The following is a 22146-nucleotide window of genomic DNA, read 5'->3' as shown; positions in this document are numbered from 1 at the left end:
CCATGCCCCGACCTCGCCGTTCCGCGCCGCGCCCTCGACCCACCACCCCGGACCCGGAGGTCGGGCGGGAGGTCGAGCTCGAGATCGGCCCCGTCGCGCACGGCGGGCACTGCGTCGCGCGGCTCGACGGCCGCGTCGTCTTCGTGCGCCACACCCTGCCCGGGGAGCGGGTCCGGGCGCGGGTGACCGAGACCGGCAGCCGCTTCTGGCGCGCCGACGCGGTCGAGGTCCTCGAGGCGTCGGCCGACCGGGTCCCGTCCGCCTGGCCCGAGGCCGGCCCGGGCGGGGTGGGCGGCGGCGAGCTCGCCCACGTGGCGCTGCCCGCGCAGCGCCGCTGGAAGGCCGCCGTCCTCGCCGAGCAGCTGCAGCGGCTCGCGAAGCTCGAGCGCGAGGTCGAGGTGGAGGCGGCGCCCGGCGACGACGAGCGCGGCGGGCTCGGCTACCGCACCCGCGTCGACCTCGTGGCCGACGCCGACGGGCGGGCCGGGATGCGGCGCTTCCGTTCGCACGACGTGGTGCCCCTCGACGGGATGCCGCTGGCCACGGACGCGGTCGCGGCGCTCGCGGACGCCGAGGAGGTGTGGACCCGTCGCTGGCGTCCTGGCGCCCGCCTCGAGCTCGTGGCACCGGCGGACGGCGCGGACGCCCTCCTCCTGGTCGACGAGGTGCCGTGGCGTCGGGGCCGCGGGGACACCCGCCCCAACGCCCGTCGGTCGGTCACCGAGACCGTGCGTGCGGGCGGCGCGGAGCACCGCTACCGCGTGGCCGCCGACGGCTTCTGGCAGGTGCACCGCTCGGCACCGGACCTGCTCACCGGCGCCGTGCTCGACGCGGTGGGCGACGCGGACGGGGCGACGGTGCTCGACCTGTACTCCGGCGCCGGCCTGTTCACGGTGCCGCTCGCCGCGGCCGTCGGGGGCTCCGGCCGCGTCGTCGCGGTCGAGGGCGACGCCCGCGCCGTGAAGGACGCACGCCGCAACGCCCACGACCTGCCGCAGGTCGAGCTGCACCTCGGCGCGGTGGACAGGGTGCTCGCCGACGGCGACGCGACCGGGGCGGACGTGGGCGCCGCCGACATCGTCGTGCTGGACCCGCCGCGCGCCGGTGCCGGCCGGTCCGTCGTCGACGCGATCGCCGGCCGCGGCGCGCGCCGCGTCGTCTACGTCGCGTGCGACCCGGCCGCCCTCGCGCGCGACATCGCGTACCTCGCCGGGCACGGGTACGGGCTCACCGGGCTGCGGGCCTTCGACCTGTTCCCGATGACCCACCACGTGGAGGCCGTCGCCGTCCTCGACCGCTGAGCTGGGAACGGTTGGGGTTATTCAGTTCTCGGGAACGCTCGAAGAATTCTCGGTTCAACTAGACCGTAGTCCGAACTCGAGTCCGCCGATCTGCAGGTCCGGAATCGGGCGGGTGATCTTGGGGACTGGAGTCTTTGCGAGATGTCCGAGATATGGGCTGAAGTGGCGGCGAATTCCAAACCTGAGTTCTTCGCCAATGTGGCGAAGGGCTGCTGGGATAGGGTTGGCCGTATACGGGGCGCCGAACGAGTCTCGAAAGCCTAGGGTTCCAGATCGGCTCAGGCCCCTGTATGTCGGGGGGAGCCTAGCGTCGAGGTGAGCTCCGCCATCCTTGTTCGAGACCCATAGTGCGAGGTTTCGTCTCGTGACCTCAGCCCCATCCTCGTCATACATGACGACCTCCTTCCACCAGTCCGGCACAGGGAGACTGGGCTTACTCCCGAGATTCTTTTCGCCGAGCGCGACTGGCCAGTACGCCGGAGGTGATCCATCCTCGAAGAATCCGATCGAGGCGACACCCGGTCGCACTTGGTGCACCAGAGGCGCGCCTGACTCTGGTGGCGAAATGCCCATACTTGGTGGCGGCCCCAGGAGTACGAACGAAGGCACGAGGAGGTTGTCCAAGACGCCGAGATGACTCAGCAGGGGAGTGCCGGTTCCCGCGTGGACTAGAATCCGAACGGAAATGGCTATTCGCTTCGCTTCACCGTTCCGGCCCTGGTCCCATCCATCGCATGACGCGTCGAGCAACTCCAATTGCTCAGCAAGGTGTTCAAGCCACTCAGGATCGTAGATCTTCTTCATGGCCCCGATATTAAGATTTCTGCACGCAGGGGGCCAGGATGATTCTGGTTGCGAGGGTTGACTCGCTCGACCCGTCGGGCTTCATCCCAGGTCTGCGAGCGGCACAGGCATCGGGCTTGGGCATCTGGCGATGATATTGGACAAGCAGGCTTGTTGATTGCCGTCGTTGGAGTCAGGCGATCAATCGCGGGTTGTCGACGCGAAGCCGAGCCACGTGTGCCGGTTGCGCCACCAGCACCAGCCCACCTTGGGGGCGCCGCGCCGCTCGGCCCCGTCGCGGCCGGTCCCGTTCGAGATCCAGACGGCGGGCGTGCGCGCGTCGTAGGTGCCGTCCGGTCGCCGCAGCCGGGAGCCGATCGTCATGAAGCACAGGTTCCGCGCGAGCACGTCGGGGGACTGGAGCACCCAGTGGACGCCCTCGGCGAGGGTGAGGGGGCTGCGGCCGCGAGCGGCGATCGCCGGCTCCGCCTCCTCGGGCGACCAGTTCGCCATCTCGTCGCCCCGGTCGGGAGCGGTGACGGCGTAGACGTCGGCGTCCGGCACGTCGACGCCGGGCACGGGGGCGAAGTCGTCGACGTCGGTCATGTCCACGACGACGAAGCCCGCGCGCTCCACGGCGCCGCCGCGGACGGTCGTCGTGCGCCGCAGGTGCCCGGCGAGCGCGGACGGCGGCAGCACCCGCGGGTGGACCACCAGGAGCGACCCGGCCGGTGCCGTGCGTTCCAGCGCCGCGGCGGCGTCGCGCAGCGCGGTGGGGGAGAGCGTCTCCGGCGGCACGACCTCGCGCGCCAGGAGCAGCTCGGCCTGGGCCGTGAGCGGCGGCAGGGCGGGCGGCGCGTCCGCGCGGGCGGTGCCGGCGTCGGACGTGGGGTCGGCGGCTGCGGCTGAGGTCGTGGGGGTGCGCGACGGCATGGGCGTCCTTCCGGTCGAGGCAGCTGCACAACGCGCTGGCCACGACCGTTGTTCCCGTGCGGCGTACGGAAATTCTCGGCCCGCTCGGGACGGGGGACCTGACGCCGAGATATCTTGACGTCAAGATATATGGGCTATGCTGACCAGGTGCCCGGCGTACGCTGGGCGGAGCCCCCAGAACCACGGCGTCGGAACCGTCGCGCCGCAGCGCGCGCACGGTGCCCTCGCCGGCCAGCCCCGCAGAAGGAGCCGCAGTGAGCAGCGTGGACACGTTCGGATCGAAGGGAACGCTGGAGGTCGGCGGGAAGGCCTACGAGATCTTCCGCCTCTCCGCCGTCGAGGGCGCCGAGCGCCTCCCGTACTCCCTGAAGATCCTCGCCGAGAACCTCCTGCGCACCGAGGACGGCGCCAACATCACCGCCGACCACGTGCGCGCCGTCGCCGCCTGGGACCCGGACGCCCAGCCCGACACGGAGATCCAGTTCACGCCCGCCCGCGTGATCATGCAGGACTTCACCGGCGTGCCCTGCGTCGTCGACCTCGCCACGATGCGCGAGGCCGTCGCGGAGCTCGGCGGCGACCCGAAGCGGATCAACCCGCTCGCGCCCGCCGAGATGGTCATCGACCACTCCGTGCAGATCGACGTCGCCGGCCGCGCGGACGCCTTCGCCCGCAACGTCGAGTTCGAGTACGAGCGCAACCACGAGCGCTACCAGTTCCTGCGCTGGGGCCAGACGGCGTTCGACGACTTCAAGGTCGTCCCCCCGGGCACCGGCATCGTGCACCAGGTCAACATCGAGTACCTGGCGCGCACGATCATGACGCGCGAGGTGGAGGTCGACGGGCAGAGCGTGCTCCGCGCCTACCCCGACACCTGCGTCGGCACCGACTCGCACACCACGATGGTCAACGGCCTCGGCGTGCTGGGCTGGGGCGTCGGCGGCATCGAGGCCGAGGCGGCCATGCTCGGCCAGCCCGTGTCGATGCTCATCCCGCGCGTCGTCGGCTTCAAGCTGTCGGGCTCCATCCCCGCCGGCGTGACCGCGACCGACGTCGTGCTCACGATCACCCAGATGCTGCGCCAGCACGGCGTCGTCGGGAAGTTCGTCGAGTTCTACGGCGCGGGCGTCGCCCAGGTGCCGCTGGCCAACCGCGCCACCATCGGCAACATGAGCCCCGAGTTCGGCTCGACCGCCGCGATCTTCCCGATCGACGACGTCACCCTGGACTACCTGCGCCTCACCGGCCGCAGCGACGAGCAGCTCGCGCTCGTCGAGGCGTACGCCAAGGAGCAGGGCCTGTGGCTCGACCCGAGCTCGGACTCCTACGTGGAGCCGAAGTTCTCCGAGTACCTCGAGCTGGACCTCGGCACCGTCGTGCCGTCGATCGCCGGCCCGAAGCGCCCGCAGGACCGCATCGAGCTCTCGCACGCGAAGGCCGCCTTCGGCCGCGACCTGCCGGTCTACGCGCCCGAGGTCACCGACGTCGTCGACGAGGCCGAGAAGGAGTCGTTCCCGGCCTCCGACTCGCCCGCGATCCACGCGAACGGCCGCCGCACCGTGCCCGTCACGGACAGCGAGGGCAAGGAGTTCGACCTCTTCCACGGCGCCGTCGCGATCGCGTCCATCACGTCGTGCACCAACACGTCGAACCCGTCGGTCATGCTCGCCGCGGCGCTCCTGGCCAAGAAGGCCGTCGAGAAGGGCCTCGTGTCCAAGCCGTGGGTCAAGACCTCGATGGCTCCGGGCTCGCAGGTCGTGACGAACTACTACGAGAAGGCCGGCCTCTGGCCCTACCTCGAGAAGCTCGGCTTCCACCTGGTCGGCTACGGCTGCGCCACCTGCATCGGCAACTCCGGCCCGCTGGACGAGAAGATCTCCGAGGCCGTCAACGAGCACGACCTCGCCGTCGTCTCGGTGCTGTCCGGCAACCGCAACTTCGAGGGCCGCATCAACCCCGACGTGAAGATGAACTACCTGGCGTCCCCGCCGCTGGTCATCGCCTACGCGCTCGCGGGCACGATGGAGTTCGACTTCGAGTCCGACCCGCTGGGCCGTGACGAGGCCGGCGACCCCGTCTTCCTGCGCGACATCTGGCCCTCCCCCGAGGAGGTCCAGGCCACGATCGACGCCTCGATCGACCGCGACATGTTCACCAAGGACTACGCGGACGTGTTCACCGGCGACGACCGGTGGCGCGCGCTGGAGACCCCGGAGGGCGACACGTTCTCCTGGGACGGCGAGTCCACCTACGTGCGCAAGCCCCCGTACTTCGAGGGCATGGGCGCCGAGCCGTCGCCGGTCGCCGACATCTCGGGCGCCCGCGTGCTGGCGAAGCTGGGCGACTCGGTCACGACCGACCACATCTCGCCCGCCGGCTCCATCAAGGCGGACAGCCCGGCCGGCAAGTACCTGGCCGAGCACGGCGTGGGCCGCCGGGACTTCAACAGCTACGGCTCGCGCCGCGGCAACCACGAGGTCATGATCCGCGGCACGTTCGCGAACATCCGCCTCAAGAACCAGCTGCTGGACGGCGTCGAGGGCGGCTTCACGTTCAACTTCGTGAAGAACGCCCAGGACACCATCTACGACGCGGCGCAGGACTACGCGGCGCAGGGCACCCCGCTGGTCGTGCTCGGCGGCAAGGAGTACGGCTCCGGCTCGTCGCGCGACTGGGCCGCCAAGGGCACCGCGCTGCTGGGCGTCAAGGCCGTCATCACCGAGTCGTTCGAGCGGATCCACCGCTCCAACCTCATCGGCATGGGCGTGCTGCCGCTGCAGTTCCCGGCCGGCGAGAACGCCGAGTCCCTCGGCCTGGACGGCACCGAGACGTTCGACATCGCGGGCATCACCGCGCTGAACGACGGCGCCACCCCGGAGACGGTCAAGGTCACCGCCGCGAAGGCGGACGGCTCGACGGTCGAGTTCGACGCCGTGGTGCGCATCGACACCCCCGGTGAGGCGGACTACTACCGCAACGGCGGCATCCTGCAGTACGTGCTGCGCTCGCTCGTCGCCTGAGGCGGAACCGCAGACTCGGGCGGCCATGAGAGTCGCCTGACGAGCGGCGCCGCACCACGACCGCGCCCCGTCCCTCCTGCGCGGAGGGGCGGGGCGCCGTCGTGCTCAGGGGGCGGCGGGCAGGCAACGTCGCCAGGACGCCGATCGCGACGCTCCGCCGCGCTGGTCAGGGGTAGACCTGGACCTCACCGCCGTCCACGAACAGCTCGCTGCCCGTGATGAAGCTGGACTGGTCCGAGGCCAGGAAGAGGACGGCGTTGGCGATCTCGGCCGGGTCGGCGGCGCGTCCCAGGGGTGTGCTGCTCGCCAGCTCGTCGAGGAACGCACCCGCCTGCTCCGGGTTCTCGGCGAGGCCGCGCAGCCCCGGCGTGTCGGTGGGGCCGGGCACCATCGTGTTGACGCGCAGGCCGCGGTGCGCGAGCTCGGCGGCCCAGACCCGGCCGAACTGCCTGATGGCCGCCTTGGTGGCGGAGTAGACCCCGAAGCCGGCGGTGCCGCGGTGCGCCGAGCTGGACCCGGTGAGCACGATGCTCCCGCCGTCGTTCAGCAGCGGGAGCGCCTTCTGGACCGTGAAGACGGTGCCACGCAGGTTGATGCCGAAAGTGTGGTCGAAGGCCTCGGGCGTGAGCGAGGCGAGGGGCTGTCCCGCTTCGCCGCCGCCGGCGTTCGCGAAGAGGATGTCGAGGCGATCCCCGTCCGCGGCGATCCGTTCGAACAGCCTGTCGAGGTCGTCCAGGTCGGAGACGTCGCTCTGGATCGCGATCGCCTTGTCGCCCAGCGCGTGCGCCGCGGCGTCGAGCACCTGCTTTCGGCGTCCGGTGAGGTAGACGCGCGCGCCCTCGGCGACGAAGCGTTCCGCCGTGGCGAACCCGATGCCTGTGCTCGCGCCGGTGACCAGGGCTGTCCTGTCGGTGAGCTGACCCATGAGAAGTCGTCCTCTGCGATGTGGTGTGTGGACCGCCGGAGGGAGCGGGCGGTCGGCGGTGGCATGGCGTGCGAACCAGTTATGGACCGCACGGTCCACGATATCCATGGTGGACCGAGCGGTCAAGAATTGGTACCGTGGGCCGATGGCGAGGCCACGGCAGTTCGACGAGGACGCGGTGCTGTGCTCAGTCCGTGACCAGTTCTGGGACGCGGGCTACGCGGCGACGTCGCTCCAGGACCTCATGCGTGTCAGCGGCCTGGGCAAGGGCAGTCTCTACGCCGCCTTCGGGGACAAGCACCAGCTCTTCCTCCGGGTGCTGCGCCGGTACGTGGCATCGCTCGACCATGCGGTGCGTGGGACGGTCGACTCCGCTCCGCGCGCGGTGGACGCGCTGCGCTCGTTCGTGCTGATGCCGGTGGGTGATCCCGCCGGCAGGGCTGCCCGGCGCGGGTGTCTGCTCGCCAACAGCACCACCGAGCTGGCTTCCGCCGATCCTGTCGTCGCCGCGGAGGCGCGGCGAGCCTACGAGGGGATCACGGCGGCGCTGACCGAGGGGGTGCGACGGGCTCAGGTGGAAGGTGACCTGAGCGCCTCGGTCGACCCCGTCGGCGTCGCCCGGGCGCTGCTGGCCGCGCAGCAGGGCCTGACGTTCATGGGCCGCGCCGGGACGGATGTCGAGACGCTGGCGGCCACCGCCGATTCGCTGGCGACCCAGCTCCTGCCCGCCGCGGTCGACCCTCGGGACGGCATGGACCCGCCCCGTGGCCCGGGGGAACCCGCCGCTCCGGCGTCGGGCGTTGCGCGCCCAGCCGCCACCCCGCCGGGAGGTGCATCGCCGGCGGCGGCGTCGTCGTGACCAGATCCACCACCATTGCTGCGCCGGTGCGGTCAGCTCCCGGGTCCGTCGCGGCCCGCGCGGCCCGTCCGTTCACCGTCTCACGGTCAGGGGCAGCGGTGCCGTGACGTGCGCGACGACGGCCGCCACGACGGCGGGGTCGTCGAGCACCCGGGTGTGGCCGAGGCCGCGGGTGGTGAGGAGGCTGCTGCCCGGCACCGCAGCGTGCAGGAGCGGCGCGCCCCCGGGCAGCGACATGCGGTCGTCGTCGTCCTGGACGAACAGCGTCGCGACGTGCTCCGGGACGGGGTGCGCGACGAGGTCGATCCGGGAACGGACGTCGCGCACGTCGCTGGGAAAGGTGCGCTCGACGTGGTCGCAGAGGCGCTCGTGCAGCCCGGCGGGCATCCCCACCAGGCGCAGGAAGGACTCCGCGATGGCGTCGAAGCCGGTCATCGCCGCGACCGAGACGAAGCGGTCGACGGGCAGGCCGTCGGCCAGGGCGAGACCGGCGGCGAGGCCGCCGAGGGAGTGTCCGACCACGGCGGCGAACGGCCCCTCGGCGTCGTGCACGGCGCGGATCGCCGCCATGTGCTCGAGGGCGGACATGCGCCGGCCGGTGGACTCGCCGTGGGCGACGCCGTCGAACGACACGACGCCCAGGCCGGCCGCCTCGAGGGGCGTGACGAGGCCCGCGAGCCGCGAGGCCCGGCTCTTCCAGCCGTGGACGAGCAGCACGGCGGGCGCCCGGCGGTCGCCCCACCGGTACGTGACGACCTGCTCGCCGCCGACGTCGACGGCTCGGCGCTCGGCGCGTTCGTGCACGGCACGGTCGGCCGGCCGGACGTCGGCCGGTGGGCCGACGTGCCAGAACGCGCGCGCGGCGACCCGCACCGCGAGCGGTGGGGCGACGGCGGACAGCGCGCGCAGGCCGGTGCTGACGGGGGCGGGGACGTAGGGCACGGCGGCCTCCAGGTGTGGGCGGGCAAGATAACTGTACGAACGTTCGCACAGTAACACCGAACGAACGGTCGTACACTCATCTCGTGAGCATCGAGACGCCGACCACCGCGACAGGCTCCCCGACGAGCACTTCCGGCGACGTGCCTGCCGACGGCCGCCGCGTGCGCGGGGACCGGTCGCGGCGCGCCGTCCTCGACCTCGCCGTCCAGGACGCGTCCGTCCGCGGCCTCGAGGCGCTCACGCTCGGCTCGCTGGCCGCCCGGCTGCCGGTCAACAAGAGCGGGATCGCGGGCCTGTTCGGGGGCAAGGAGGGGCTGCAGCTCGCCGCCGTGGAGCACGCCCGGACCATGTTCGTCGAGGCTGTCGTCGAGCCCGCGCGCGTGGCCGCGCCGGGTCTCGCCCGGTTGTGGGCGCTCGTGCGGCAGTGGTCGGACTACTCCCGCCGCCGGGTCTTCGCCGGCGGGTGCTTCTTCCGCACGGTGGAGGTCGAGTTCGACACGCAGGAGGGGGCGGTGCGCGACGCGGTCGTCACGGCCCACCGCGACTGGACGTCCTACCTGCGCCGGCACGCCGAGCTCGCGGCGGGCGCCGGGGAGCTCGCCGCCGACACCGACGTCGACCAGCTCGCCTTCGAGATCACCGCGATGCTGAACGCCGCCAACGACGGTTCGCTGCTGCTCGGCGACGACGCCGTCTACGACCGTGCGCTCGCCGCCGTGCGGGGCTCGCTCGAGGCCCGTGGCGCCGACCCGGCGGCCCTCGACGCCGGCTGACGGCTACCGGTGGAGGGTCAGCGGGGTGCCGACGTCGGGTCGCCGCCCTCGCGCGCCCGCAGCCCGTACGTCCCCGCCGTGAGCGCGGCGTACGACGCGGCGACGATCTCCGCCAGGACGCCGAGGTCCACCTGCGCGAGGTCCTTGAGGTAGAGGCATCCCACCCCCGTCGTGTGGGTGCCGAGGCGGGCGAGCGCGTCGGCGTGCGTCTCCACGCCGTCGGAGAGGTAGACGACGCTCGCCGCCGCCCGCGGGGAGAACCCGGCGGCGGCCGCGTGACCCGTGCGGCCGCTCGCGTACGCGTACCGGTACTCGCCGAAGCCCACGATCGACGTGCCGAACATCCGCGGCGGCTGCCCGGTGGCCCGCTCCATCAGGGCGAGCAGGGTCTCGGCGTCCCGCCGCCGCGCGGGGCGAGCCACGGCGGCGACGAACGCGCGCGGGTCGGCGTCGGTCCAGGTGGTCCTCTGGGGGTCAGCGGCCATGCTCCCGAGTCTGCCCCACGTCCGCCCGGGTCCGGCCCGATCGTGCCGCGTCCGGGCCCTCAGGCCGCCTCGTCGAGCAGCGCCGCGAGCCCGTGCCGGCCGATCGGGAGCAGCCGGGGGTGCAGCTCCGGATGGGCGAGCATGTTCGTCGCGTACAGCAGCGACCAGCCCGCGGCCCGGGCCCACGTCGCGTCGTCCCACCCCCGCCCCTCGTTCGCGTGCGCCTGCACCACGGCGCGGAACGCGGCGCGGCCCTCGGCGTCGAAGCACAGCCACAGGCAGCCGAGGTCCGAGGCGGGATCGCCGGACGTCACGTCGCCCCAGTCGACGACGGCGGCGAGCCGGTCCCCTCGCCCGTCCTCGCCCGGCCCGACGACCAGGTTCGCGGGGTGGGGGTCGCCGTGCAGCCACACCGCGGGCCCGGCGTGCTCGGGGACGCCGAGCGCGTGGTCCCAGAGACGACGGGCGGCGGTGCGGCCGCCGGCGGGGACGGCCGCGAGGCGATCGTCGAGGGCCCGCGGGTCCTGCGCCTCGGCACGTGCCGCCAGCGGGACGCCGCGCACCGGGTTGGCCGGCGCGTCGTCCGGGGCGGGCGCGTGGACCGCCGCGAGGAGGCGGCCGAACGTCCCGGCCCAGGCGGTGCGGTCGGCCACCGGCGTCGCTTCCGCGCTCACCCCGTCCGCCCACGGCACCACGTTCCAGGACCACGGGTAGCCGAGCGCCGCGCTCGGTCGCCCGACCCGCACCGGCACGGGCACGACGACGTCGGGCACCGCGGCGCGCAGCCGGTCGGCCAGCGTGGGCAGCGCCCGCTGCTCGTGCTCGACGAGGGGCGCGGCGAGGGCGCGCCGTGGCAGGCGCACCGCCAGGTCGTCGCCGAGGCGGACCATGACGTTGTCCCACCCGTGCGCGACGATCTCCAGCGGGCGACCGGCCAGGTCCGGGTGCTGCTCGGCGAGCAGCGCGCGGGTCAGGGGGACGTCGACGTCGATCTCGGCGGCAGGCATCGGACCATCATCGCGGACGCGCGCCCGAGGTCAGTCGCCCGGGGCGGCGTCGTCGCCCTCCGCCTCCCACCACGGCACGGCCTCGACGACCTGGAGGTCGATGTGCACCCCGGTGAGCGCGCCGCCCGCGTCGTGGGTGGTGACCACCGGGTAGAAGCCGTCTCCCCACCCCGAGTGGGAGAGCACGACGTTCTCGCCGTCGCCGGCGTGGGGGAGCGGCGCGTTCGCGGCCCCGACGACGAGGTGGTCGGCGGAGTCCTGCAGCGCGAACCAGGAGTCCGCGCCGCCGTGGTCGACGACCTCCTCGTACCAGTCGTCGACCGCCGCCGTCGCGACCCGGACGGCCCGCGCGTCGGCGAAGCCCACCGCGCCGGCGTCGACGCCCACCCCGAACCACAGGGGCTCGCCCGCCTCGTCCGTCGTGCTGCGCCCCTCGGGCACGAAGGGCCTGACCTCGGCGGCGGGTGCGTCGGCCAGGACGACCGAGAGATAGGCCTCGCGCAGGTGGCTGCCGTCCTGCTCCTGCGAGACGTCGGCGACCGTGACGCGCACGGGGTAGGTGCCGGCAGGCACGGGGACCTCCAGGCCCTCGCCCAGGGTCACGTACGGGTCGGAGGCCTCGAGCCTGCCGGACGGGACGCGCACCGCCCCGAGGTCGTGGACGACGAGGTCGTAGGGCGTGCCCTCGGGGCGGCCCGTGCGCAGGGCGAGGAAGGGGGAGCCGGGTTCCATGGCGCGGACGCTAGCGGCCCCCGCCGACACCGCAGGTCAGAGCTCGCGCTCGCGGCCGCGGTCCCACGGCTCGGTCCACCCCAGGCGGTCGAACGCGGCGTCGAGGATGCCCGCGGTGAAGCCCCACACCAGGTGCGGCACGCCCGCGCCGTCGAGCACCTCGAACCCCGGCCCGCGCCAGGTGCGGCCGGCGCGCCGCAGCACGGTCGTCACGCGGTGGTCGGGGTCCAGGAGGTCGGCCACCGGGGCGCGGAACACGTGCGCGGACTCCCCCACGTCCACCACGCGCACGGGGGTGGGCCGCGACCACCAGCCGAGCACCGGCGTGACGAGGTGGTTGCTCACCGGCATCGGCAGCTGCGCCAGGGTGCCGAGCACCTCGACGCCGCCCGCGTCGAGCCCCGTCTCCTCGACGGCCTCGCGCAGGGCCGCCTCGACCGGCGTCTCGCCGTCCTCGGCCCGGCCGCCGGGGAACGCGACCTGCCCGGCGTGCGAGCGCAGGGTCGCCGCCCGCTCCAGGAGCAGGACGTCGAGGTCGTGGGCGACGGCGAGGGCCTGCGCGTCATGGTCGGCGGCCAGGTCGTCCAGCACCCCGAAGAGCACGAGGACGGCCGCGGGGCGGGCGGAGGCGGCGTCGAGGTCGCCCCGCGCGAGACCCCAGTCGGAGAGGAACCGGCGGTCCGTCGCCAGCGCCGCGAGCTGCGCGCGGGCGGCGTGCCCGCCCGCGCCGGGGTCCGTCGCGGCGGTCGTGCCCGTGCTCACGGTCGGCTCACCAGCTCGTGGCGACCGGCATGCCCTCGGCGTAGCCGGCGGCGGACTGGACGCCCACCAGCGCGCGCTCGTGGAACTCCCCGAGCGTGCGCGCGCCGGCGTAGGTGCAGCTGGAGCGCAGGCCGGAGGTGATCTCGTCCAGCAGGTCCTCGACGCCCGGGCGCAGCGGGTCGAGGTACATCTTCCCGGTCGAGATGCCCTCCTCGTACAGCGCCTTGCGCGCCCGGCCGAACGCCGAGCCCGCCCCGGCGGTGCGGGCGGCGACCGCGCGGGCCGACGCCATGCCGAACGAGTCCTTGTACAGGCGGCCCGTGCCGTCGTCGTGCAGGTCGCCGGGCGACTCGTACGTGCCGGCGAACCAGGAGCCGACCATGACCTGCGACGCGCCGGCCGCCAGGGCCAGGGCGACGTCGCGCGGGTGCCGCACCCCGCCGTCGGCCCACACGTGCTTGCCGAGCTCGCGCGCGGCGGCGGCGCACTCCAGCACGGCGGAGAACTGGGGGCGGCCGACGGCGGTCTGCATGCGCGTGGTGCACATGGCGCCCGGGCCCACGCCCACCTTGAGGATGTCGGCGCCCGCGGCGACGAGGTCGCGCACGCCCTCGGCCGTGACGACGTTGCCCGCGACGACCGGCACCTGCGGGTCGACGGAGCGCACGGCCTCCAGGGCCTGGAGCATCTTGGACTGGTGCCCGTGCGCGGTGTCGACGACGAGCACGTCGACGCCGGCGTCGAGCAGCTCGCGCGTCTTGGCGGCGACGTCGCCGTTGATGCCCACGGCCGCGCCGACCCGCAGGCGGCCCGCGGCGTCGAGGGCGGGCCGGTACACCGACGAGCGCACGGCGCCCTTGCGCGTCAGGACGCCCGCGAGGGCGCCGTCGCGCACCACGGGCGCGAGGTGGATCTTGGCGGCGTGCATCCGCTCGAACGTGGCCTCGAGGCCGTCGGCCTCCAGCTGGACGGCGTCGAGCGCGACGACGTCGTCCGACATCACCTGGTGCACCTGCGCGAACCGGTCCACGGCCGCGCAGTCGCCCTCGGTGACGACGCCGACGGGCTTGCCGTCCTGGACCACGACGGCGGCGCCGTGCGCGCGCTTGCCCAGCAGGGTGAGCACCGTGGAGACGGTGTCCGAGGGCGCGACGACGACGGGCGTCTCGATGACCGGGTCCTTGGACTTCACGTCGGCCACCACGTCGGCGACGACGTCCACCGGGATGTCCTGCGGGAGGATCGCGATGCCGCCGCGGCGGGCGACGGTCTCCGACATCCGGCGGCCCGCGACGGCCGTCATGTTCGCCACGACCACGGGGATCGTGGTGCCGGTGCCGTCGTCGGTCGCGAGGTCGACGTCGAAGCGGCTGGTCACGTCCGAGCGGGACGGGACCATGAAGACGTCGCCGTAGGTGAGGTCGGTGGTGGGCTGCTGCCCGTCGAGAAAGCGCACAGGTGTCCCCTGGGAGATGTGTCGGGAGAGGACGAGCTTCCTGGGTCGTCCCTCTGCCGAACGCTCGCCGGCGGTCACGTGTTCCCGTCGGCCAGGGACGAAACTACCCTCTACCGCGCCCGCACGTGGCGGTGCGCGGTCCGTGGGACGTCCCGGACCACCGGGCGGGACCGCCTAGAGTGGTGTGGCTATGAACGGGGAGGAACGCATGAGCCTGCTGAGCAGCATCGGCTCGCCCGAGGACGTCCGCCGGCTCTCGCCGGAGCAGACGACGCAGCTCGCGGCGGAGATCCGGGCCTTCCTGGTCGACCAGGTGTCGCGGACGGGTGGGCACCTGGGGCCGAACCTGGGCGTCGTCGAGCTGACGATCGCCCTGCACCGCGTCTTCGCGTCGCCGCGGGACACCCTCGTCTTCGACACGGGGCACCAGGCGTACGTGCACAAGCTCCTCACGGGCCGGCAGGACTTCTCCGCGCTGCGCAAGGCGGGCGGCATGTCCGGCTACCCCTCGCGCGCCGAGTCCGAGCACGACGTCGTCGAGAACTCGCACGCGTCCACGGCGCTGTCGTGGGCGGACGGCGTCGCCAAGGCGAACGCCGTGCAGGGGCACCCCGAGCGGCACGTCGCCGCCGTCATCGGCGACGGCGCGCTCACCGGCGGCATGGCCTGGGAGGCGCTGAACAACATCGCGGCCTCGCAGGACCGCCGCCTCGTGATCGTCGTCAACGACAACGGACGCTCGTACTCGCCGACCATCGGCGGCGTCGCGAACCACCTCGACACCCTCCGCACCACCCGCGGGTACGAGGCCTTCCTGTCGTGGGGCAAGCGCACCCTGCACCGCACGGGCGCGCCCGGGCGCTTCGCCTACGACTGGCTGCACGGGCTGAAGAAGGGCCTCAAGGACGTCGTCGCGCCGCAGGGGATGTTCGAGGACCTCGGGCTGAAGTACGTCGGTCCGGTCGACGGGCACGACGTCGTGGCTATGGAGCACGCGCTGCGCCGGGCCAAGGCGTACGGCGGCCCCGTGATCGTGCACGCCATCACCGAGAAGGGCCGGGGCTACACGCCGGCCGAGCAGGACGTCGCCGACCGGTTCCACGCCGTCGGGCAGATCCACCCCGAGACCGGCCTGCCCGTCGCGCCGTCGCGGTTCGGCTGGACCAAGGTCTTCGCGGACGAGATCGTGAAGATCGGGCGCGACCGGCCGGACGTCGTCGGGATCACCGCGGCGATGCTGCACCCCGTGGGGCTGGCGCCGTTCGCGCAGGAGTTCCCGGACCGCACCTTCGACGTCGGGATCGCCGAGCAGCACGCCGTGACCTCGGCGGCGGGCATGGCGTTCGCCGGCCTCCACCCCGTGGTCGCCGTCTACGCCACCTTCCTCAACCGCGCCTTCGACCAGGTCCTCATGGACGCGGCGCTGCACAAGGCGGGCGTGACGTTCGTGCTGGACCGGGCCGGCATCACGGGCGACGACGGCGCGAGCCACAACGGCATGTGGGACATGGCGATGCTGCGCATCGTCCCCGGGCTGCGGCTCGCGGCGCCCCGCGACGAACCCACGCTGCGGGCGGCCCTGCGCGCCGCCGTGGACGTGGACGACGCCGCGACGGTCGTGCGGTACCCCAAGGGCGCCCTCTCCGACCCCGTCCCGGCCCTCGAGTCGCTCGACGGCGTCGACGTGGTCGCCCGTCACACGGCGGCCCCGGGCGCGGACGGGCGCAAGGTCCTCGTCGTCGGCGTCGGCTCCATGGTGGGCACGGCGCTCGCGGCGGGGGAGTCCCTCGCCGCGCACGGCCTCGCGGTGGACGTCGTGGCTCCCACCTGGGTGCTCCCGGTACCCGAGGCGCTCGTGAAGCTCGCCGGCGAGCACGACCTCGTGCTGACGATCGAGGACGGCGTCGTCGACGGCGGCGTCGGGGCGACGACCGCACAGCGGGCCGGGGAGCAGGGCGTGCGGACCCCGTTCGTGCACGTCGGCCTCCCGGTGGCCTTCCTCGACCACGCCAGCCGCGACCAGATCATCGGCCAGCAGCGGATGCGGGCCGAGGACGCCGTGCGCGACGCCCTCGCCGTGCTCGCCCGGGACTGACGACCGGCCGCCGCGGCGAGACGACCGGGTGCGGCCGCGCCCCGGCAGCTAGCCTCCCGTCATGATCTGGCTGCTCGACCTCGACAACACCCTGGTGGGCCGCGCGGAGGCGTTCGAGGCGTGGGCCTCGGGCGAGGTCGACCGGGCCGCGCTCGGCCCCGCGGACCTCGCCGCCATCCTCGCGGCCGACGAGGGCGGGCACGGCTCCAAGGAGGCGCTCGCGCGGGTGCTGATCGCGCGACTCGGCTGGGACGACGACGTCGCCGCCGCGATCCGGCGGTTCCGTGCCGGCATCCTCGACGGCGTCCGGGTCTACGACGGCGTCCTCGTCACCCTCGACGTGCTGCGTCGCGCCGGGCACCGGGTGGCCGTCGTGACCAACGGGACGTCGGCGCAGCAGCGCGGCAAGATCGCGCGCTGCGGGCTGGAGGCCCACGTGGACGCGATCGTCGTCTCGGAGGAGGAGGGCGTCGCGAAGCCCGACCCCCGGCTGCTCGAGGTGGCACTCGAGCGGCTCGGTGCCGCGGACGCCGACCGGCGGCAGGTCTGGATGGTGGGCGACGCCGCGCACGCCGACGTCGCCGCCGGCCGCGCGGCCGGCACCCGCACGGCGTGGGTGTCGCACGGCCGGTCGTGGGACGGCCCGGGCCGGCCCGACGTCGTCGCGCCGACGACGCGCGAGGCTATCGCGCTGGCCGCCGACATGTCCGCGGCCCTGTCCGCGTCCCCGCCCGGCGCCGTCCTGGGCTGACGCCGACGGGTGTCTGCGACGTCACAGCCGTTCGGCATCGCTTGTGAAGGCATTCACGAATAGGCTGTGGTCATACCTCAAAAGGAGGGGGCTCCTATGACCACCGACGCGGCACCCACGACGACCACCGCCTGGACGGGTTTCACCCCGGGACCCTGGTGCGACGGCATCGACGTGCGCGACTTCATCCAGCGCAACTACACCCCGTACACCGGTGACGACAGGTTCCTCGCGGGACCGACGGCGCGCACCACCGCGGTGTGGGACAAGCTGTCGGCGATGTTCCCCGCCGAGCGCGAGAAGGGTGTCTACGACGTCGACCCGCACACCCCGGCGGCCATCACCGCGCACGGCCCGGGCTACATCGACCGCGACGCCGAGCTGATCGTCGGCCTGCAGACCGACGCCCCGCTCAAGCGCGCGATCATGCCGAACGGCGGCTGGCGCATGGTCGAGAGCGCGCTGAAGACGTACGGCTACCCCGTCGACGAGAACCTGCGGAAGGTCTTCACGGAGTACCGCAAGACGCACAACCAGGGCGTCTTCGACATCTACCCGCCGAACGTCCGCGCCGCCCGCAGCTCGCACATCATCACCGGCCTGCCGGACGCCTACGGCCGCGGCCGGATCATCGGCGACTACCGCCGGGTGGCCCTCTACGGCGTCGACCAGCTGATCGCCGCGAAGAAGGTCGACAAGCTCGGCCTCGACGTCCAGCCGTTCAGCGAGTCCGTGGTGCGCGAGCGCGAGGAGCACGCGGAGCAGATCCGCGCGCTCGGCGAGCTCAAGGAGATGGCCGCGTCCTACGGGTACGACATCTCCGGTCCGGCGACGACGGCGCGCGAGGCCGTGCAGTGGCTCTACTTCGGCTACCTCGCCGCGGTGAAGGAGCAGAACGGCGCCGCGATGTCCCTCGGGCGCACGTCGACGTTCCTCGACGTCTACATCGAGCGCGACCTGGCCGCCGGGCGGCTCACCGAGCCCGAGGCGCAGGAGATCGTCGACGACTTCGTCATCAAGCTGCGGATCGTGCGCTTCCTGCGCACCCCCGAGTACGACGCGCTGTTCTCCGGCGACCCGACCTGGGTCACCGAGACCATCGGCGGCATGGGCGAGGACGGTCGCCCGCTCGTCACCAAGAACTCGTTCCGCTTCCTGCAGACCCTGTACAACCTGGGCCCGGCGCCCGAGCCGAACATGACGGTCTTCTGGAGCCCGCGGCTGCCCGAGGGGTTCAAGGAGTTCTGCGCCAAGGTGTCGATCGACACCTCCGCGGTGCAGTACGAGTCCGACGAGCAGATCCGCCCCGCCTGGGGCGACGACGCCGCCATCGCGTGCTGCGTCTCGCCGATGGCCGTGGGCAAGCAGATGCAGTTCTTCGGCGCGCGGGTGAACCTGGCCAAGGCGCTGCTGTACGCGATCAACGGCGGCAAGGACGAGGTCACCGGCAAGCAGGTCTCCCCGGCGTTCCCCGCCGTGGCGCCGGGCCTGCCGCTCGACTACGACGACGTGCGCGCCCGTTTCGACCGCACCATGGACTGGCTCGCCGAGACGTACGTCGAGGCCCTGAACTGCATCCACTGGTCGCACGACAAGTACGCGTACGAGCGGCTCGAGATGGCCCTGCACGACCGGGACGTGCTGCGCACCATGGCCTGCGGCATCGCGGGCCTGTCGGTCGCTGCGGACTCCCTGTCGGCGATCCGTTACGCCCGCGTGGTCCCGGTGGCCGACGAGAACGGCATCATCGTGGACTACGACATCGACGGCGACTACCCGGCCTACGGCAACGACGACGACCGCGTCGACGCCATCGCCGTCGAGCTGGTCGAGTCGTTCATGGCCAAGATCCGCAGCCACCGGATGTACCGCGACGCCGTGCCCACCCAGTCGGTGCTGACGATCACGTCCAACGTGGTCTACGGCAAGGCGACGGGGAACACCCCGGACGGCCGCCGCGCGGGCGAACCCTTCTCGCCGGGCGCCAACCCGATGAATGGCCGCGACACCCACGGCATGCTCGCGTCCGCGCTGTCGGTCGCGAAGCTGCCCTACGACCAGGCGCAGGACGGGATCTCGCTGACCAACACCGTCGTGCCGTCCGGCCTCGGCCGCACCCGCGAGGAGCAGGTGGCGAACCTCGCCGGCCTGCTCGACGCCTCGGTGGGCGCCGACGGCTACCACATGAACGTCAACGTCCTCGTGCGCGAGACGCTCGAGGACGCGATGGAGCACCCGGAGAAGTACCCGCAGCTCACGATCCGCGTCTCCGGCTACGCGGTGAACTTCGTGCGGCTGACCCGCGAGCAGCAGCTCGACGTGCTGTCGCGGACCTTCCACGGGGGGCTCTGACCATGACTGCCGGCCCGGCGTTGCTGGACGCCCCCTCCCGGCGCCGGGCCGGCGCCGGCCTGCGGGGGATCGAGACGACCGAGGTGGACCGGTCCGACCGCCTGGCGCTGATGCGCTCGGGCGAGCTCGGCTCGGTGCACTCCTGGGAGCTCGTGACCGCCGTGGACGGCCCCGGCACGCGGCTCACCGTGTTCCTGAGCGGCTGCCCGCTGCGGTGCCTGTACTGCCACAACCCCGACACCCTGGCGATGAAGGACGGCGAGCCCGTTCTCGCCGAGGACCTGCTGGCGCGCGTGGCCCGGTACCGCGGCATCTTCACCGCGACCGGCGGCGGCCTCACGCTCTCGGGCGGCGAGGTGCTCATGCAGCCGGCGTTCGCCGCGCGCGTCCTGCGCGGTGCGAAGGAGCTCGGGGTGCACACGACCCTCGACACCTCCGGATTCCTCGGCGCGAACGCGACCGACGCGATGCTCGACGACACCGACCTGGTGCTCCTCGACATCAAGGCGGGCGACGAGGAGACCTACCGGCGCGTGACGGGGCGCTCGCTGGCGCCCACGCTCCGCTTCGGGCGCCGCCTCGCCGAGCGCGGCGTCAAGGTCTGGGTGCGGTTCGTCCTCGTGCCCGGCCTCACCGACGACCCGGAGAACGTCGCCGCCGTCGCCCGGCACGCGGCGGACATCGAGGCCGCGCGCCCCGGCACGGTCGAGCGCGTCGAGGTGCTGCCGTTCCACCAGATGGCCCGCGACAAGTGGGCGGAGCTCGGGCGCACCTACGAGCTCGACGACACGCAGCCGCCGACGCCCGAGGCGACCGAGGCCGTGCGCGAGGTCTTCCGCGCCCACGGGCTCACCACCTACTGAGTCGGCCGCTGAGTCGGCGGCGGAGTCGGCGGGTAGGTCGGCGGACGTCGGCTCGCGACGGGCGACGCGCGCGACCGCGCGCCGTCGTCGCTAGCGTGGCGGTATGACGACGATGCCGGACGACGCCCCGCTGCGGCCCCTCGACGAGAGCTGGACGACGGCGCTCGCGGTGGTGGCGCACCCCGACGACATGGAGTTCGGCGCCGCGGCGGCGGTCGCCCGCTGGACCGGTCAGGGCAAGCGCGTCGCCTACACCATGGTGACCAGCGGCGAGGCCGGGATCGACGGCATGCGCCCGGACGAGGCGCGCCGCGTGCGGGAGGGCGAGCAGGTCGCGTCCGCGCGGGCCGTGGGCGTCGAGGACGTCGAGTTCCTCGGGTTCGCCGACGGGGTGATCGAGTACGGCCTGCCGCTGCGCCGGGCGATCGCGGGTGCGGTGCGCCGGCACCGTCCCGAGGTCGTCATCACGGGCAACTACCGCGAGACCTTCCCCGGCGGGATGCTCAACCAGGCCGACCACATCGCGACCGGGCGCGCCGTCGTCGACGCGGTGCGCGACGCCGGCAACCGCTGGGTCTTCACCGACCAGCTCGAGGCCGAGGGCCTCGAGCCGTGGGGCGGCGTGCGGCAGGTGTGGGTGGCCGGGTCGCCCGCCGCGGAGCACGCGGTGGACGTCACCGCGACGTTCGACGCGGGTGTCGCGTCGCTGCGGGCCCACGCCGCCTACCTCGACGGCCTCGGGTGGGAGCACTTCGACCCGGCCGAGTTCCTCGCCCGGATGACGTCGGCCACGGGGCCGCGCCTCGGCGTGCAGCACGCGACCCCGTTCGAGGTGCTCCGCATGGGCTGGGACGACTGACGCGAGACCGCGCGCTCAGGCGTGGGTGACCTCGACGGCGCGATCCACGACGGCGCGCAGGTCGCCCGACTCCGCGTGCCAGGCGCGTTGCCGTGCTGCACCGCCGCCCCCGGCCCACAGCCGTCCGAGGAGCTCGGTGACCGCGTCCAGGTCGCCGTCGTCGGTGAGCGCCTCGCGCACGTGCGCCACGAGCTGCCCGACGACGTCGTGCGCGGGTGCGGGCTGCCACGTGTGCGGCGACAGCAGCTCCGTCGACAGCCCCGAGCGACCTGCGCGCCACGAGGCGGTGCGCAGCAGCTCGGGCCGCAGCACCGGCGCGGCGAGCCCTTCCGAGGCCTCGCGTGCCGCGGTCTCGACGAGTCCGCGGGCGAGGGCACCCAGCAGGGTGGCCGTGTCGGCGTCGAGGCAGACGTCGGCGACACGGATCTCGACGGTGGGGTAGCGGGAGGAGAGCCGGGCGTCGAAGTACACCATGTTCTGGTCGAGGATCGTCCCGGTGGCGACGAGGTCGTCGACCGCCTGCCGGTAGGCCTCCGGGGACCCGAAGGAGCGGGCCGGCCCGGACGTGGGCCAGCGCGCCCACACCTGGGAGCGGTAGCTGGCGAAGCCGGAGTCCTCGCCCTGCCAGAAGGGCGAGTTCGCGCTCAGCGCGAGCAGCACGGACAGCCACGGCCCGATGCGGTCGAGGACGGCCACGCCCTCGGCGTCGTCGGCCACGGCGACGTGCACGTGGCAGCCGCTGGTGAGCTGCTCGCGGGCCGTGAGGCCGAATGCCGCCCGCGCCTCCAGGTAGCGCAGCCGCGCCACCGTCGTGCCCTCGAACGGCCACGGGGACGTGGCCAGCGCCGCGACCCGCACCCCGACCCGGTCGGCCGCCGCCTGGGCGCGCTGCCGGCCCGCGCGGACCTCGGCGGCGAGGTCGGTGAGCTCGTGACGCGGGTGGGTCGCCGTCTCGAGCTGTTCCTCCATGAACTCGGTCTCGAGCGCGCCTCCGCCGGTCTCGGGAGACCTCGTCAGGTCGACGCCCGAGGCGTCGAGCGCCTCGCTGGCCCGTGCGACCGGCCGTCCGTCGTCCCCGACCAGCAGGAACTCCTCCTCGATACCCATGGTCCGCTTCATGCGGGGAAGTCTCACACGCGTGCGTGATCGTCGCGCGCTTCCGCCGGCCCGCGGGTCTTCGCAGCGAGGACGTCCCGAGCGTCGGGCGCTGCCCTCCCTCCTACCGAGGCCGTTCCGCCCCTTGATGTT

The 22146-nt window shown here is 73.4% G+C and carries 19 protein-coding genes; 9 read left to right on the top strand and 10 right to left on the bottom strand.

What is annotated here, in order from left to right:
* Positions 1-2: 2 nt before the first annotated feature.
* Positions 3-1301, top strand: coding sequence for a class I SAM-dependent RNA methyltransferase (locus ACFQ8Y_RS06365; protein WP_430551100.1), 1299 nt, complete (start codon positions 3-5; stop codon positions 1299-1301).
* 54 nt (positions 1302-1355) lie between these two features.
* Here ACFQ8Y_RS06365 and ACFQ8Y_RS06360 read toward each other — a convergent pair whose 3' ends face one another.
* Together ACFQ8Y_RS06360 and ACFQ8Y_RS06355 are read right to left on the bottom strand one after the other, a co-directional pair.
* On the bottom strand, positions 1356-2105 hold the full coding sequence (locus ACFQ8Y_RS06360) for a hypothetical protein (RefSeq protein ID WP_430584956.1): 750 nt from the start codon (positions 2103-2105) through the stop codon (positions 1356-1358).
* Between the two features lie 180 nt (positions 2106-2285).
* The gene (locus ACFQ8Y_RS06355) at positions 2286-3017 is read right to left on the bottom strand and encodes a DUF5701 family protein (protein WP_430584955.1); all 732 of its coding nucleotides are present in this window, start codon (positions 3015-3017) and stop codon (positions 2286-2288) included.
* 254 nt (positions 3018-3271) lie between these two features.
* Here ACFQ8Y_RS06355 and acnA point away from each other — a divergent pair, with 254 nt between their 5' ends.
* Entirely contained in the window at positions 3272-6037 is a 2766-nt protein-coding gene (gene acnA, locus ACFQ8Y_RS06350; protein ID WP_430551102.1) for an aconitate hydratase AcnA, read from the top strand.
* A 166-nt stretch (positions 6038-6203) separates the two neighbouring features.
* On the opposite strand, the gene ACFQ8Y_RS06345 is transcribed toward acnA, so the two are convergent.
* On the bottom strand, positions 6204-6962 hold the full coding sequence (locus tag ACFQ8Y_RS06345) for an SDR family NAD(P)-dependent oxidoreductase (RefSeq protein ID WP_430584954.1): 759 nt from the start codon (positions 6960-6962) through the stop codon (positions 6204-6206).
* 145 nt (positions 6963-7107) lie between these two features.
* On the opposite strand from ACFQ8Y_RS06345, the gene ACFQ8Y_RS06340 reads away from it, so the two are divergent.
* Positions 7108-7821, top strand: a complete 714-nt coding sequence (locus ACFQ8Y_RS06340) for a TetR/AcrR family transcriptional regulator (protein WP_430584953.1) — start codon at positions 7108-7110, stop codon at positions 7819-7821.
* 72 nt (positions 7822-7893) lie between these two features.
* On the opposite strand, the gene ACFQ8Y_RS06335 is transcribed toward ACFQ8Y_RS06340, so the two are convergent.
* On the bottom strand, positions 7894-8763 hold the full coding sequence (locus ACFQ8Y_RS06335) for an alpha/beta fold hydrolase (protein WP_430584952.1): 870 nt from the start codon (positions 8761-8763) through the stop codon (positions 7894-7896).
* A gap of 83 nt (positions 8764-8846) precedes the next feature.
* On the opposite strand from ACFQ8Y_RS06335, the gene ACFQ8Y_RS06330 reads away from it, so the two are divergent.
* On the top strand, positions 8847-9536 hold the full coding sequence (locus ACFQ8Y_RS06330) for a TetR/AcrR family transcriptional regulator (RefSeq protein ID WP_430584951.1): 690 nt from the start codon (positions 8847-8849) through the stop codon (positions 9534-9536).
* Positions 9537-9553: 17 nt separating this feature from the next.
* Here ACFQ8Y_RS06330 and ACFQ8Y_RS06325 read toward each other — a convergent pair whose 3' ends face one another.
* The 5 genes from ACFQ8Y_RS06325 to ACFQ8Y_RS06305 are packed head-to-tail and all read right to left on the bottom strand — an operon-like array spanning position 9554 to position 13978.
* Positions 9554-10021: a DUF1801 domain-containing protein gene (locus tag ACFQ8Y_RS06325; RefSeq protein ID WP_430562331.1), complete on the bottom strand. Its 468-nt coding sequence runs from the start codon at positions 10019-10021 to the stop codon at positions 9554-9556.
* A 59-nt stretch (positions 10022-10080) separates the two neighbouring features.
* Entirely contained in the window at positions 10081-11028 is a 948-nt protein-coding gene (locus ACFQ8Y_RS06320) for an aminoglycoside phosphotransferase family protein (protein WP_430562330.1), read from the bottom strand.
* Positions 11029-11058: 30 nt separating this feature from the next.
* On the bottom strand, positions 11059-11760 hold the full coding sequence (locus ACFQ8Y_RS06315; RefSeq protein WP_430584950.1) for a DUF4241 domain-containing protein: 702 nt from the start codon (positions 11758-11760) through the stop codon (positions 11059-11061).
* Positions 11761-11796: 36 nt separating this feature from the next.
* Positions 11797-12522: an NUDIX hydrolase gene (locus tag ACFQ8Y_RS06310; protein ID WP_430584949.1), complete on the bottom strand. Its 726-nt coding sequence runs from the start codon at positions 12520-12522 to the stop codon at positions 11797-11799.
* A 7-nt stretch (positions 12523-12529) separates the two neighbouring features.
* Positions 12530-13978 carry a GuaB1 family IMP dehydrogenase-related protein gene (locus tag ACFQ8Y_RS06305; RefSeq protein WP_430551111.1) on the bottom strand — a complete coding sequence of 483 codons (1449 nt, stop codon included), beginning with the start codon at positions 13976-13978 and terminating at the stop codon, positions 12530-12532.
* Positions 13979-14186: 208 nt separating this feature from the next.
* Between ACFQ8Y_RS06305 and dxs the strand changes: the two genes are divergently transcribed.
* From dxs to ACFQ8Y_RS06280, 5 genes are all read left to right on the top strand, one after another.
* Positions 14187-16073 (top strand): 1-deoxy-D-xylulose-5-phosphate synthase, encoded by a 1887-nt coding sequence (gene dxs / locus ACFQ8Y_RS06300; RefSeq protein ID WP_430551112.1) that lies wholly within the window; start codon positions 14187-14189, stop codon positions 16071-16073.
* A 61-nt stretch (positions 16074-16134) separates the two neighbouring features.
* Positions 16135-16824, top strand: a complete 690-nt coding sequence (locus ACFQ8Y_RS06295; RefSeq protein ID WP_430584948.1) for an HAD family hydrolase — start codon at positions 16135-16137, stop codon at positions 16822-16824.
* Between the two features lie 96 nt (positions 16825-16920).
* Positions 16921-19176: a formate C-acetyltransferase gene (gene pflB / locus ACFQ8Y_RS06290; protein ID WP_430584947.1), complete on the top strand. Its 2256-nt coding sequence runs from the start codon at positions 16921-16923 to the stop codon at positions 19174-19176.
* A gap of 2 nt (positions 19177-19178) precedes the next feature.
* The gene (gene pflA, locus ACFQ8Y_RS06285) at positions 19179-20039 is read left to right on the top strand and encodes a pyruvate formate-lyase-activating protein (RefSeq protein ID WP_430584946.1); all 861 of its coding nucleotides are present in this window, start codon (positions 19179-19181) and stop codon (positions 20037-20039) included.
* A gap of 103 nt (positions 20040-20142) precedes the next feature.
* A complete protein-coding gene (locus tag ACFQ8Y_RS06280; protein ID WP_430584945.1) occupies positions 20143-20898 on the top strand; it encodes a PIG-L deacetylase family protein in 756 nt (251 codons plus the stop codon).
* 15 nt (positions 20899-20913) lie between these two features.
* On the opposite strand, the gene ACFQ8Y_RS06275 is transcribed toward ACFQ8Y_RS06280, so the two are convergent.
* Entirely contained in the window at positions 20914-22017 is a 1104-nt protein-coding gene (locus tag ACFQ8Y_RS06275) for a glutamate--cysteine ligase (protein WP_430551117.1), read from the bottom strand.
* Positions 22018-22146: the final 129 nt, after the last annotated feature.

The sequence above is a fragment of the Isoptericola sp. NPDC056605 genome, from assembly GCF_042792795.1.
Taxonomy (GTDB): domain Bacteria; phylum Actinomycetota; class Actinomycetes; order Actinomycetales; family Cellulomonadaceae; genus Isoptericola.
The sequence above is the reverse complement of the archived record's forward strand: the minus strand, read 5'-3'. Positions and strand labels throughout refer to the sequence as shown.

Excerpts from the sequence above, each read along its gene's own strand:
- pflB (WP_430584947.1), top strand. The coding sequence starts at position 16,921 with ATGACCACCGACGCGGCACCCACGACGACCACCGCCTGGACGGGTTTC.
- ACFQ8Y_RS06355 (WP_430584955.1), bottom strand. The coding sequence starts at position 3,017 with ATGCCGTCGCGCACCCCCACGACCTCAGCCGCAGCCGCCGACCCCACG.
- ACFQ8Y_RS06345 (WP_430584954.1), bottom strand. The coding sequence starts at position 6,962 with ATGGGTCAGCTCACCGACAGGACAGCCCTGGTCACCGGCGCGAGCACA.
- ACFQ8Y_RS06320 (WP_430562330.1), bottom strand. The coding sequence starts at position 11,028 with ATGCCTGCCGCCGAGATCGACGTCGACGTCCCCCTGACCCGCGCGCTG.
- pflA (WP_430584946.1), top strand. The coding sequence starts at position 19,179 with ATGACTGCCGGCCCGGCGTTGCTGGACGCCCCCTCCCGGCGCCGGGCC.
- dxs (WP_430551112.1), top strand. The coding sequence starts at position 14,187 with ATGAGCCTGCTGAGCAGCATCGGCTCGCCCGAGGACGTCCGCCGGCTC.
- ACFQ8Y_RS06275 (WP_430551117.1), bottom strand. The coding sequence starts at position 22,017 with ATGAAGCGGACCATGGGTATCGAGGAGGAGTTCCTGCTGGTCGGGGAC.
- ACFQ8Y_RS06315 (WP_430584950.1), bottom strand. The coding sequence starts at position 11,760 with ATGGAACCCGGCTCCCCCTTCCTCGCCCTGCGCACGGGCCGCCCCGAG.
- ACFQ8Y_RS06280 (WP_430584945.1), top strand. The coding sequence starts at position 20,143 with ATGACGACGATGCCGGACGACGCCCCGCTGCGGCCCCTCGACGAGAGC.
- ACFQ8Y_RS06365 (WP_430551100.1), top strand. The coding sequence starts at position 3 with ATGCCCCGACCTCGCCGTTCCGCGCCGCGCCCTCGACCCACCACCCCG.
- ACFQ8Y_RS06340 (WP_430584953.1), top strand. The coding sequence starts at position 7,108 with ATGGCGAGGCCACGGCAGTTCGACGAGGACGCGGTGCTGTGCTCAGTC.
- ACFQ8Y_RS06325 (WP_430562331.1), bottom strand. The coding sequence starts at position 10,021 with ATGGCCGCTGACCCCCAGAGGACCACCTGGACCGACGCCGACCCGCGC.
- ACFQ8Y_RS06295 (WP_430584948.1), top strand. The coding sequence starts at position 16,135 with ATGATCTGGCTGCTCGACCTCGACAACACCCTGGTGGGCCGCGCGGAG.
- ACFQ8Y_RS06360 (WP_430584956.1), bottom strand. The coding sequence starts at position 2,105 with ATGAAGAAGATCTACGATCCTGAGTGGCTTGAACACCTTGCTGAGCAA.